This window comes from Bacteroides sp. AM32-11AC, from assembly GCF_003603515.1.
Classification (GTDB): Bacteria; Bacteroidota; Bacteroidia; order Bacteroidales; family Bacteroidaceae; genus Bacteroides; species Bacteroides uniformis.
Genome location: NZ_QTNH01000011.1, coordinates 76,501 through 89,687 on the forward strand (window position 1 = coordinate 76,501; position 13,187 = coordinate 89,687).

The 13,187-nt window shown below is 47.6% G+C and carries 12 protein-coding genes; all 12 read right to left on the reverse strand.

What is annotated here, in order from left to right; genetic code table 11:
- The 12 genes from DW800_RS13105 to DW800_RS13155 all read right to left on the reverse strand — a co-directional run bounded on the left by DW800_RS13105 (window position 1) and on the right by DW800_RS13155 (window position 13,012).
- Window positions 1–2,277, reverse strand: coding sequence for a PAS domain-containing sensor histidine kinase (locus DW800_RS13105; RefSeq protein ID WP_117703968.1), 2,277 nt, complete (start codon window positions 2,275–2,277; stop codon window positions 1–3).
- Window positions 2,278–2,469: 192 nt separating this feature from the next.
- Window positions 2,470–3,789 carry a Na+/H+ antiporter NhaA gene (gene nhaA, locus DW800_RS13110; protein ID WP_005828276.1) on the reverse strand — a complete coding sequence of 440 codons (1,320 nt, stop codon included), beginning with the start codon at window positions 3,787–3,789 and terminating at the stop codon, window positions 2,470–2,472.
- Between the two features lie 39 nt (window positions 3,790–3,828).
- Entirely contained in the window at window positions 3,829–5,610 is a 1,782-nt protein-coding gene (lepA, locus tag DW800_RS13115; RefSeq protein ID WP_117703962.1) for a translation elongation factor 4, read from the reverse strand.
- Between the two features lie 123 nt (window positions 5,611–5,733).
- Complete coding sequence (locus DW800_RS13120) at window positions 5,734–5,934, reverse strand: winged helix-turn-helix domain-containing protein (protein ID WP_005828272.1); 201 nt, start codon at window positions 5,932–5,934, stop codon at window positions 5,734–5,736.
- A 150-nt stretch (window positions 5,935–6,084) separates the two neighbouring features.
- The gene (locus tag DW800_RS13125) at window positions 6,085–6,555 is read right to left on the reverse strand and encodes a C-GCAxxG-C-C family protein (protein WP_034532774.1); all 471 of its coding nucleotides are present in this window, start codon (window positions 6,553–6,555) and stop codon (window positions 6,085–6,087) included.
- On the reverse strand, window positions 6,555–7,319 hold the full coding sequence (locus DW800_RS13130; RefSeq protein WP_005828268.1) for an exodeoxyribonuclease III: 765 nt from the start codon (window positions 7,317–7,319) through the stop codon (window positions 6,555–6,557). The genes DW800_RS13125 and DW800_RS13130 overlap by 1 nt, the downstream gene beginning before the upstream one ends.
- A gap of 29 nt (window positions 7,320–7,348) precedes the next feature.
- Window positions 7,349–8,614 (reverse strand): Nramp family divalent metal transporter, encoded by a 1,266-nt coding sequence (locus DW800_RS13135; RefSeq protein ID WP_117703963.1) that lies wholly within the window; start codon window positions 8,612–8,614, stop codon window positions 7,349–7,351.
- Between the two features lie 126 nt (window positions 8,615–8,740).
- Window positions 8,741–8,986 (reverse strand): TIGR03905 family TSCPD domain-containing protein, encoded by a 246-nt coding sequence (locus DW800_RS13140; RefSeq protein WP_005828266.1) that lies wholly within the window; start codon window positions 8,984–8,986, stop codon window positions 8,741–8,743.
- Window positions 8,986–9,723: a YebC/PmpR family DNA-binding transcriptional regulator gene (locus tag DW800_RS13145; RefSeq protein ID WP_005828265.1), complete on the reverse strand. Its 738-nt coding sequence runs from the start codon at window positions 9,721–9,723 to the stop codon at window positions 8,986–8,988. Before DW800_RS13145 ends, DW800_RS13140 begins: the two co-directional genes overlap by 1 nt.
- A gap of 45 nt (window positions 9,724–9,768) precedes the next feature.
- Window positions 9,769–12,231 carry a phenylalanine--tRNA ligase subunit beta gene (pheT, locus tag DW800_RS13150; protein WP_117703964.1) on the reverse strand — a complete coding sequence of 821 codons (2,463 nt, stop codon included), beginning with the start codon at window positions 12,229–12,231 and terminating at the stop codon, window positions 9,769–9,771.
- 152 nt (window positions 12,232–12,383) lie between these two features.
- Window positions 12,384–12,479, reverse strand: coding sequence for a smalltalk protein (locus DW800_RS19665; protein ID WP_005828262.1), 96 nt, complete (start codon window positions 12,477–12,479; stop codon window positions 12,384–12,386).
- Window positions 12,480–12,511: 32 nt separating this feature from the next.
- On the reverse strand, window positions 12,512–13,012 hold the full coding sequence (locus DW800_RS13155; protein WP_016273556.1) for an HU family DNA-binding protein: 501 nt from the start codon (window positions 13,010–13,012) through the stop codon (window positions 12,512–12,514).
- Window positions 13,013–13,187: the final 175 nt, after the last annotated feature.

A 13,187-nucleotide genomic window follows, 5' to 3' on the forward strand; every position in this document is an offset into this window, starting at 1 on the left:
TTATTCAATACAAGGCAGCACCACCGTGAAACGGCTTCCACGACCTTCCTCGGAGCGGAGTTCGATGCGTCCTCCCATCTTTTCGACGATGAGCACACAGATGGACAAGCCTAGCCCGACGCCTTGGGAAAACTCGCTACGCTTGTAGAAACGCTCAAAAATCATCTTCTGCTCGCTGTGCGGAATGCCTATGCCGGTATCTTCCACATAAAGATGTACCTCGCTCATGCCGGACGGACAGCAATACCCCAGCCGGATGCTGCCTCCTTTCGTAAACTTGTTGGCATTGTTCAGGAAGTTGGTGAGTACCTGTGTCAGTCGCATGGGGTCTACATTCACCTGCACATCTTCGGGAGGGAAATCCTTGAGGAACTGCAACGGCGGCCGGATAAGCAGGCTATGCGTCTGATAGACGTCATCGAGCAACCGGCACACGCTCTCCCGCTGAAAGGTGAACGAGAGGTTACCCGACTCGATGCGCGACAGTTCCAGCACATCGCCCACCAGCTTCAGCAGCAGTTTGGTATTGGTGTTGATAATGTCCACAAACTCCTGCCGCTCTTCGTTTGAAAACTCCGGCTCATTGGCCAGCATGTCCGAGAAGCCGACAATGGCATTGAGCGGAGTGCGGATCTCGTGGCTCATGTTGTTGAGGAACGACTGTTTCAGTTCGGCCTGCTCCGCCAGCTCGCGGGATTCTATCAGCTCCTGCTCGTGGTCTTTCAGTTCCTGGATATTCTGCAGCAATCCGGCTATGATGGGTGCGTGTCCGGGGGTGTGGATGGTATTGTAGCTGAACTCCCACCACTGGAACTCACCGGTGAAGTTACAGCGATACTGCCCCTTGTGGTGCGTGCGTTCATGCCTTGCCGCTATGTTCTTGCGGAAGGCGGGTAAGTCGTCGGGATGGATGTAGGGAGTGATTTCATCGAGCAGAAGACGGCCGGGGCGATGATGAATAAGCTCGCAAAACTGCGAGTCGCAGGACACGGAATCTCCCTCCAGTCGCCAGGCGTAGGTAGAATTTCCTTCGATGGCCAGGCAGAGGGTCTCATGCTCGTAGAGGAGGTTTCGCAATGCCTCACGCTTGCGCCTGCGTTCGCGCAGCAGGCTGAAGGAGAGCAAGACTATCACCGTCAGCACGAAGACTGCGCCCAAGATGGAACCGATAAGTATAGGATAGCGGTAACGCTCCGAAAAAGGGATATACATCACAGTGTACTCTGCCGGAATGCTCTCGAGCGGGATGCCATACTTCTGCAGCACATGCCAGTTCAGCACGTACTGCTTGGCGCATTCCGTCACCTGCTGCCGGGGCATCCGCCCTTCGAGGCGTTCCTTGATACCGGTCGCCATGTATCTTATCTGGCTTTCCAGTGGAGTGAAATATCCTCCCAGCAAGTAGTCGGCAAAGCCGAAGCCCTCGTTGATGGTCTGAAACGTGGGATTGTCGAAGAGCATGCCCACACGCTTGGTGGTATAGTCTCGCTTGGTGTAGAGCAGCAACGTATTGTCGCCGCGTCCCAGCCACATCAGATGGCGTATCGCTATGGAGTCGCTCGTCATGCGCACAATCTTCGTGGTGTCCAGCAACACGTCTATGTTCTGCCGTTTCAGTATAGGGCTGATAGTCTCCCTCTCGCGCACACGGTGATAGGAGGAACCGGCAAAGTAAGCACCCTCGGTAGAGGTCACGATGGCGAACCCCTGCCCACGACACTGCTCATTCAACGCATGCCATATCTTGCGGTCCAGAAACACTTGTCCGTTCATCAGGCAGATGCGCGACTTTCCCATGATACTCTCTATCATGCGTATGGTACGCAAGTAATCGGGCGTGTCGGCATAGCCCGTGATGTTGGGGTATTGCAGGAGCAGAGATATGTTGGGATAGTTCACACCGCTGAACACAACGGGTATTTCATGCGCCAACGGGTGTCTGCATGCCATCAGCGCATAGGCAGCCTGGTCGTCGAGCACGGCTATCAACTCGGCTCCCCAGGCAGAGAGGTCGTCCACGAAACCGGCCATACGGAGGTTTTCTGCCTCCTCCATGTAGCGGTCGCAGTCCAGATAGTATTCGCGTACATCGCAGTCCAAGCCGAGAAGGCTGAACTCTTTTTGCAACAGTTCCAGAGCCTTCGCAGCAGGCGGATAGCCCGGCTCGAAAGAGTGTATCAGCGCAATACGCCGTGTCTCCGCATGGGCAGGGTGTGCACACACGAGGCAGAGAGAAAGAATCAATATGTATCCGGCAACTGCCTTTATGTGCTTCATATCCGGAAGGTCCTTTTCGACTTGTATCAGCAAAGATACGAATGTTTTTTAAGAATAATGGACTATTTCTTCTGTTTCTGTAACAAAGAATACGTTTTCTTAAATCATTGACACATCCCAACTTATCTTTCAGAGGATTTACCGAATATCCCTAAAGAACCGATTCTTCGTCCAGTATTCCAAAGTGGAGATCTATTTGTTCTTAACCTTCGGCAACACCGCATTCAGTACCATATATCCCAACATACCGGCAACAATCGTTCCCAGCAATACACCAAACTTCGCCTGGTTCAGCAGATCCGGATATTCTCCTGCAAAAGAAAGGTTGGCAATAAATAAAGATACCGTAAAGCCAATACCCCCCAACAAGGATACTCCGGCAACACTTCTCCAATTCATTCCCGGAGGCATTGAGGACAAACCACTCTTGACCGCCAGCCAGGTAAACAGAAAAATACCGATAAACTTGCCAAGAAGCAATCCTGCAGCCACCGCTATACTAACAGCTCCAACAACGCCACCGCCTCCACTGAACACCACACCGGCATTGGCAAAGGCAAAGAGCGGCAGTATCACAAAGTTTACCGCACCATGCAAATTGTCTTCCAGGGATTGCAAAGGACTAATTACATGATCAGAAGCGCGCTCCACTTGTTTTAGAGTGGCAATCTGCTCATTGGTCAATATAATATTATCTGATTTGGTAACCGGAAAATCACCGATAATGTCGCGGATGCGTTTAATGTATTTCCCGGCATCCAAACGGGGACGGGCCGGTATTACAAAGGCCAGTATCACTCCGGAAATAGTGCTGTGAATGCCCGACTGAAGGAACAAATACCAAATAATTACCCCGATAAGCAGGAAGAATATCTTCTGTGTCATACCGAATTTCCCCATATAGTAAAGGAAGAAATAAAGGACAGCAGCTACAATAAGATATCCGTATGCCACTTCGGAACTATAGAAAATGGCAATAACCAGAATGCCGCCAATATCATCGACCACTGCAAATGCCGTCAGGAAAATTTTCAGACTCAAAGGCACCCGTTTACCCAGCAGACTGAGTACACCCAATGAAAAAGCAATATCCGTAGCCATCGGTATAGCCATACCGCGCGTTTCCGGAGTACCCTGAACGACCAGAAGTGAATAGACAATGACCGGCACCAGCATACCGCCACATGCCGCTACAAAGGGTAAAGAGGCCTTACGAAAGGAAGAAAGTTCACCCACCAGCAGTTCCCGCTTTATCTCCAACCCCACAGCCAGAAAGAAAACAGTCATCAGGCAGTCGTTTATAAACTCAATCATTTTCAATGGATGACCGCCATGGGAGAACAAGTTGAAGTCTCCGATGCGCAGATGCAGTTCCTGCAAAAGAAAGCCCTGATACAACGGAGCCATTGGTGAATTAGCAATAACGGCCGCCAAAATAGCCATCAAAAACAGCAAGATGCTCGCCGCTATATTCAGCGACGAGAAGTTTTTCACAGTACGCAAAATAATCATAAAGAAGTATATTTGATTTAAGATTTCATCCTTTCGACATCAATCCAGCTTCAAGACTGCAAGGAACGCTTTCTGAGGTACCTCCACATTACCAATCTGTTTCATACGCTTCTTACCTCTCTTCTGTTTCTCAAGCAATTTTCGTTTACGGCTCACGTCACCTCCATAACATTTGGCCGTTACGTCCTTACGCACAGCCTTAATCGTTTCCCGGGAAATAATCTTGGCACCGATAGCAGCCTGAATGGCGATATCGAACTGCTGTCTCGGAATCAGGTCTTTCAACTTCTCGCACATCCGGCGTCCCAACTCGTAGGCATTGTCAAAGTGTGTCAAGGTAGAAAGAGCATCCACCGGCTCACCGTTCAGCAAAATATCCAGCTTCACCAGTTTGGAAGGGCGGAAACCGTGGGGATGATAGTCAAAAGAGGCATATCCCTTGGAGATACTCTTCAATTTATCATAGAAATCGATGACTATTTCGCCAAGAGGCATGTCATAGTATATTTCTACGCGGTTACCTGAAATATATTCCTGCTTCACCAGCTCGCCACGCTTGCCCAGACAAAGAGTCATGATAGGGCCGATGTAATCAGTAGTGGTAATCACCGAGGCGCGGATATAAGGCTCCTCAATACGGTCTATCATGGTAGGGTCGGGCATGCTGCCGGGGTTATGCACTTCGGTCATATTTCCCTGCTTGTCATAGATATTGTAGGAAACGTTGGGCACAGTGGTGATAACGTTCATATCAAATTCGCGGTCAAGGCGTTCCTGCACAATCTCCATGTGGAGCAACCCAAGGAAACCGCAACGGAAACCAAAACCCAAAGCCAATGAGGACTCAGGCTGGAAAGTCAGCGAAGCATCATTCAACTGCAGCTTCTCCAAAGAAGAACGCAGGTCCTCGAAATCTTCCGCCTCGATGGGGTACACACCGGCAAAAACCATCGGCTTCACTTCCTCAAAACCGGCGATGGCCACTTCGCAAGGACGGGCAATATGCGTAATCGTATCACCTACTTTCACTTCCTTAGAGGTTTTGATACCCGAGATGATATAGCCTACATCCCCCGTACGCAACTCCGGACGTGGCATCATTTCCATTTTGAGCACTCCGATTTCATCCGCATCATATTCCTTGCCTGTATTGAAGAATTTCACTTTATCCCCTTTACGAATCACACCGTTCACTATCTTGAAATATGCAATGATACCACGGAAAGAATTGAAGACAGAATCGAAAATCAACGCCTGCAACGGAGCTTCCTCGTCACCCTCCGGATGGGGGATACGCTCAATGACCGCAGCCAGAATCTCTTCCACTCCCATGCCCGTTTTGCCGGAAGCACGGATAATCTCATCACGCTTGCAACCCAACAGTTCAACGATTTCGTCCTCCACTTCCTCGGGCATAGCGCTTGCCATGTCACATTTGTTGATGACGGGAATAATCTCCAAATCATGCTCAATCGCCATATAGAGGTTTGAAATGGTCTGTGCCTGCACTCCCTGCGAAGCATCTACAATAAGCAACGCCCCTTCACAAGCGGCGATGGAACGTGACACCTCGTACGAGAAGTCCACGTGTCCCGGAGTGTCTATCAAGTTCAGAATATACTTTTCACCTTTATAGGTATACTCCATTTGTATGGCATGGCTCTTGATGGTGATACCTCTTTCCTTCTCAAGGTCCATGTCATCCAGCATCTGTCCGTTAGTTACTTGTATAGTATTGGTAAATTCCAGCAGACGGTCTGCCAAGGTTGATTTACCGTGGTCGATATGGGCAATAATGCAAAAATTTCGTATATTCTTCATTGTCAATAACTATCTATTAATGGGTGCGCAAAGATAGTGAAAACAGAGCAAATAAAAAAAATGCGTTGATAACATATTCATGTACCAACGCATCTTTTTATAACATTCCAATCAATTCCTCGCTTAGTTCAGCTTTACAAACAATTCACCTTCCACTTCAGAAGTAGAAACCTTGTCTTCTCTTAACAACCAGCCCAATCCCAGGAAGAAGTCCTTGTCGATCAGTTTAGTTGCTTTCTTGATTTGCTTGTGAGTCAAGCCATCTGTGCCATTCAGTGCAGTCCAAATCTGTCCTGCAACATTACCAGCTTTTTCTTTTAACATTTCTATTTGCTTTTAGTTAAACGTTATCCTCATCTCCAAAGATAGAGATGTCGGTGTTTTTATATCGCTGCAAAGATAGGTATATTTATGTTATACAACACGTTATTAGGCACTTTTTTTCTTACTAAGGGGTAAAAAAGTTCTTTTTTCTTACTTTGAGGACGTTTTTTCCAGGTATTCGGTCCAAATTTGGGCAGCTACCTCTACCATCCTGGCACACGGGCGTTTAGCATAATACTGCTCGGTACGGGCTTCCGGAACGGACGAACCTTCCGGTTTTCTCAACCCCAACAATTCAGCACATATCAAAGAGCCATTTCGTTTCTTGAATTCAGCAGCCAGCTCCTGCACCAACGCATAGTTTGCCGCCTTACCTTCACGGTCCTTGCCTTCCACAGCTCCTTTTTCCAATCCGGCCAATAGGAACATGCCGCATGCAGCACCGCATGTCTGCCTCATACGACCTATGCCACCACCAAAAGAGGCGGACATCCGGAAAGCCTGCTCTTCTGTAAAACCATACATATCTGCAAAAGCTCCCACTACCGATTGCGAACAGTTATAGCCACTCTTGAAAAGCTCCACAGCTTTTTCGATTCTGTCTTTTGTTTCCATCATCATTATTCTGTAATTTCCAACAACATCGGGCAATGGTCCGAGTGGACAACGTCACCCAATATTCTCGCCTCCTTCAACATCGGACGCACCGGCTCACTCACCATGCAATAATCAATGCGCCACCCTTTGTTCTTGGCACGTGAATTAAAGCGATAGCTCCACCACGTATATTCCTGCTTGTCGGGATGAAGCCAACGGAAGGAATCTATGAATCCCGCATTGAGAAAGCGCGTCATCCACTCCCGCTCTTCAGGCAGGAAGCCACTGTTAGTGGCATTCCTGATAGGGTCGTGAATGTCTATTGCCTCATGGCAGATATTATAATCGCCGCAAAGAATGAGTTTAGGACGCGTACGTTCCAGCTCCAATACATATTCCTGGAATTTCTCCAACCAGACCATCTTAAAGGCCTGGCGTTCATCACCGCTGGTACCGGAAGGATGATAAACACTCACAACGGACACATCACCGAAGTCGGCACGGATAAAGCGCCCTTCGTTATCGTATTCTTCAATACCCATACCATATTCCACATGGTCCGGTTCTTGCTTGCTCAAAATAGCGACTCCGCTATACCCCTTCTTCTGTGCAGAATACAGGTAATGCTTATACCCCAAAGCATCCAGCGCCTCTGCCGGATACTGTTCCGGTTGCAGCTTTGTTTCCTGCAAACAAAGCACATCCGGCTGCTCTTGTGCCAGCCACTCGGGAAAACCTTTTGTCACGGCAGCCCGTAGCCCATTTACGTTATATGTAATAATCTTCATACTTATTTGATTTCTTAGAAATGAATTATTCAAGATGTCAACTCGGATACCAGCAGCATGATATTCAGCACAGTGACCACCGCAGCAATGGCATAAAGTACAAATGTACTCCATTTGCTGTTTACATACTGCCCCATCACTTTGCGCGAAGAAGTCAGTCCTACTTGCAGGAAAACCGTGAACGGCAGCTGGATGCTCAGTATCATCTGTGAAATCAGCAGTCCTTTGAACGGGTCTCCGATAAAGAAAATCAGCAGCAGTGCAATGCCCAGCGACAGAATCACACCCACCTGCGAGTGACTGTCTTTGATATGATAGGATTCTCCGAAAATACCGGCAAAGATAGAACCTGCCGCCATACCGCTGGTTATCGTGGAAGATATACCCGCCATCAGTAATGCCAATGCAAAAACCACGGCAGCACTGCTCCCCAGCAACGGCTCCAGCAAGGATTTGGCCTGCTGCAACTCTTCCACCTGAATACCGCTTTTAAAGAAAGTTGCCGCAGCCAGCAGTATCATGGCACTGTTGATGGCCCATCCCACAATCATAGAGAACAGCGTGTCGAACAATTCATATTTCAACACCTTACGGATGGATGCATCATCTTTCTTATTATATTCATGGCTCTGTATCACTTCCGAGTGCAGAAACAGATTATGCGGCATCACCACCGCACCGAGTACACTCATGATAATCAGCATGCTCCCATGCGGGAACGAAGGTGTCACCCACCCTTGTGCAGCCAGCGACCAATCTATCTTCACCAGAAACAGCTCATAGATAAAGGAGAGCCCGATGACCGAAACAAAAGCAATGATGGAACGTTCTATCTTCTTGTAGGAATTAGTGAAAAGCATGACGACTACAAATACGGTAGTCAAGATAGAGCCCCATATGATGGGAATGTCAAACAGCATCTGCAAAGCGATGGCACCTCCCAATATCTCTGCCAGCGAAGTCGAGATGGAAGCCAGCACTGCTGTACCCAATATGGGACGCGACACCCAGGAAGGAGTATATTTGGTAGCGGCTTCGGACAAGCACAAGCCGGTTACAATGCCAAGATGCGCCACATTATGCTGCAATACAATCAGCATGATAGTGGATAAAGTCACGACCCACAGCAATGAATAGCCAAATTCAGACCCTGCCGCAAAATTAGATGCCCAGTTCCCCGGGTCAATAAAGCCCACAGTCACCAGCAGTCCGGGACCTATATATTTAAAAACGTCCAGACCGCCCAGATAGCGTTTGTGGTCTCTCCGTTTCAAGTCTTTAAAAATATTCTTCATTGTGTCTGTTCAATTAAGAGCGTAAAAATACTCAAATAATAACAAATACCTCCATGTTAGGTTCAAAAAAAGCCCCTGGCATCTTTCAATGTCAGGGGCTCTCATCCATTCTTTCAGGCAGGAGGCTCAATACCCCATCTCGTGCAATGCCTTGCACAATTGGTCGGGGCAGGAAGTGGAACGTCTTCCGCAGCGAATTCCTTCCAAACGAGCAATCACCGCATCTACCGGCATGCCTTTCACCAAACGTGAAAGTCCTTGCAGGTTTCCATTACATCCACCCCAAAATGCCACCTCTTTCACAATACCATCTTCCACATCCAGTTCGATGTTACTGCTACACGTACCTTGCGTCTTGTATGTATATGTCATTATTCTCCGCCTTCTTCCGGTTTCATGTTAGTATAAACCGTCTGTACATCATCAAACTCTTCGAGACGCTCTATCATCTTGTCGATGGTTTCGCGTTGCTCGGGAGTCACATCCTTCATATCGTTCGGGATATAGGTAAACTCACCGCCGACATCTTCAAAACCGCACTCTTCCAAATGTTTCTGGATAGCTGCATAGCTTTTCGGGTCACCATAAATAGTGATAGTACCTTCTTCTTCATCCTCTTCGTAGTCTTCCTCTACGTCATAGTCTATCAAGTCAAGAATGAGTTCTTCCATATCGATACCGTCTTTCTTCTTGAAAGTGAACACGCACTTGTGGTCAAACAAGAAAGCCAGTGAACCCATTGTTCCCAAGTTACCGCCGAACTTGTTGAACACGGAACGCACATCGGCTACTGTACGGGTAGTATTATCAGTCAGCGTATCCACAAAAACAGCTACACCGTGAGGACCGTATCCTTCATAAGTCATACCCTTATAGTCGCTCTGGTCCTTACCCATCGCATTCTTGATAGCACGTTCAATATTATCCTTCGGCATGTTTTCACGCTTACAAGTAGCGATTACCGAACGCAGTGTCGGGTTGTTTTCCGGCTCCGGACCACCAGCCTTCACCGCAATAGCAATTTGTTTACCCAGTCTTGTAAAGGTCTTTGCCATGTGACCCCATCTTTTCAATTTGGCAGCTTTTCTATATTCAAACGCTCTTCCCATTGGAACTGTATTTTAAATTATGAATTATAAATTCTGAATAATGAATCAACGCAGCTTGGCACCCAACTTGTCCTCCAGGTTCTTCACCAGTTTGGACATAATCTTGTCAATCTGCTTATCGTTCAACGTGGCATTCTCATCCTGCAACAGGAAGCTCACCGCGTAACTCTTCTTACCGGCTTCCAGATTCTTACCCTCGTAAACGTCGAAGAGAGAGACCTCCTTCAGCAGCTTTTTCTCCGTCTCGTAGGCAATCTTCTCGATTTCCGCAAATTGCACTTTCTTGTCGAGCAGCAGTGCCAAGTCACGTTTCACGGCAGGGAACTTGGAGATTTCCGTATAGCTCACCTTCACATTGCGGATGGCCTTCAACAATTCTTTCCAGTTGAAATCGGCATAGTAAACCTCGTTGTCAATATCGAATGCCTTCAGCAGCTTCTTTGTTACAATACCGAAAGTAGCCAACCGCTTTCCACCCCTTGTCTGTACGGATAAACCGGCAGCATAGATATCATCAGTCAGATTGCCGACAACCAAATCATGCATGTGCAGCCCCAATCTGGCAAAGACATTCTCAACGTATGCCTTCAGCTCATATACCGAGCTGTTCTCATCCGGATGAGCCCATGAGTTGGCCACCCTCTTGCCAGTCACCCACAAACCAAGATGATAGTCTTCGGAATAAGCGGCAAGCACTTTCTCCTGATTCTTCTTTTCCTCGTTGAAGTGATAACAATTACCGAATTCAAAGAATTTCAGGTCTGCATTCTTACGGTTGGCGTTGTGCGAGATGCTTTCCAATCCACCGAAAAGCAGTGTCTGACGCATGGCATTCAAGTCTGCACTCAACGGATTCAGCAACATTACCAGATTCTTCGACGGATAAGACTCCAAGTTGTCATAGTAAGCGGCACGCGTCAACGAGTTGTTCAGAATCTCATTGAAACCACAGCCCACCAGCTGCTCGGCAACCAGGTTTTGCAGTTTGTTGGATTTATCATATTCACCCTTGGTAGTCAGACAAGACTTCAAGGTAGTCGGAATCTCCACATTATTATATCCGTAGACACGCAGGATATCCTCTATTACATCGCAATCGCGCTGCACGTCCACACGGTAAGGAGGAACATCCAGTGTAAGCCCTTCGGCTGTCTCGTCTACAATCTTCATTTCCAGACTTGTCACGATGCTCTTGATGGTATCCACCGGAATAACTTTACCAATCAGTGAGTTCACTTTCTCATAGGCAAGTTCCACACGGAAATCCTTGGCAGGAGCGGCGCACACATCTTTTATTTCAGAAGAAATGGTACCTCCGGCAAGTTCCTTTACCATCAAAGCAGCCAGCTTCAGGCAGTAAATAGTGGCATTCGGGTCAATACCTCTTTCAAAACGGAAAGAAGCATCTGTGTTCAATCCATGACGACGGGCTGTCTTGCGTACCCATGTCGGATGGAAGTAGGCACTTTCAAGGAACACATCCTTGGTGGTTTCCGTAGAACCGGAATCCAGACCGCCGAACACACCGGCAATACACATCGCCTCTTCCTTGTTGCAAATCATCAGGTCGCGTTCGTTCAATTTACGTTCCACGCCATCAAGAGTTACAAACGGAGTACCTTCCGGCATGGTCTTTACAATCACCTCACCGCCTTTAATCTTATCTGCATCGAAGCAGTGCAGCGGCTGGCCGAAAGCATGGACGATATAGTTGGTAATATCCACCACATTATTGATAGGACGCAGGCCGATAATACGCAACTTATTCTGCAACCATTCGGGGCTTTCTTTCACTGTAACCCCTTTCACCGTAACGCCGGCATATCGGGGACATGCCTCGCTGTTCTCTACAGTTACTTTAATATCCAAATCGTGATTTTCTACCGCAAAAGCGTCTACCGAAGGTTTCTTTAAAGTAGCCGGCTTACCGTTCTGTATCAAGTAGGCGTACAAGTCGCGTGCCACCCCATAATGTGAGCAAGCATCGGCACGGTTGGGAGTGATGTCCACTTCCAGTACGTAATCGCTCTTGATGTTATAGTAGTCCTTGGCAAGCGTACCCGGAACAGCTGTCTCCGGCAGTACGATGATGCCTGCGTGGTCCGTACCTATACCGATTTCATCTTCAGCACAAATCATGCCGACAGATTCCACGCCACGAAGTTTTGATTTCTTGATGGTAAAGCATTCGTCACCGTCATACAGTTTTGTACCCAACGTGGCTACTACCACTTTCTGTCCGGCAGCTACATTCGGAGCGCCGCATACAATCTGCACGGGTTCACCTTGTCCCAGGTTCACCGTAGTGACGTGCATATGGTCTGAGTTGGGATGAGCTTCGCATGTCAGCACTTCGCCGATGACCAGTCCTTCCAGTCCGCCTTTAATGGTTTGCACCTCTTCCACACTTCCCGTTTCCAGTCCGATGGAGGTCAGTGCCGCAGCAACTTCATCCGGTGTCAAATCGAAATCGACATACTCTTTCAACCAATTATAAGAGATATTCATATCATTATATTTTTATTGTTTCCAAAAGTGACCTGCAAAGGTAATAAGATTTTTTGGTTGGCAGGGAATTATAAATGAAGAAAATAACAAAAAGGCGATGAAGTGCTTTTCCTTCACCTCCTTTCTCCTATTATTCTATATAAATCTACAATTTATACATTCATTGCATTGGCGCCTAAAGCTCCCAATATGGCGGAAGCAACAGCTATCACTACCTTCAAAATCTTGTCCCAAACGTTCTTTTTCATAGTCTTAATCTTTCAAAATTAGTAAATACATCTTATCCTAACGGGTTCTCTCCCTGGTCACCGTCGGAACCGCCACCGGAATTACCACCATCACCGGCATCATCCTTACCGTCCGTAACCACTCCCGTCCATTTCTCAAACTCCACACCCTGGAGCAGGGCACGCGTAGTGCCGATGGCAGCCGGGCGCGTGTATTCCGGAGTAAACTGGCAGCGTAGAGCAGTCACCTGATTGGGATTCACGTCTTCAGATTTGGCCACTCCCTTACCTCGCGTACGGGCCTTCATGGTGAATGTGCCCAAGCCATCCAGACGCACCGTACGGCTGTTCAGCAACTGGCTCCTCATTACCGTCATCAGGTTACGGATTACATTATGTACGTCACCCGGAGTCAGGGAAGACTTCTCGGCAATCACCTCAGCCAGCTGTTGTGCATCCACGGCTCTTCCCACTTTCTTCAAACTCAGATGCCAAAGTTTGGCACCCTCTTTCGTCGCCAGAGACGACTGTCTTGCATAATAAAATAAAGGCATACTTTCTTTCTCCTTTTTACATTTTTAATTCAACATGGTTTTTAATCTCGTTTTGTTGATCAACAATGCAAAGGTGAGGATATATATGCCTGCAAACAAAGAAAACAGCCTCGCTGAAGCTGTTTTCTGAGATAAGTTCATAAAGTATTGATTTACAAGTTATCAGTTCAAGTAA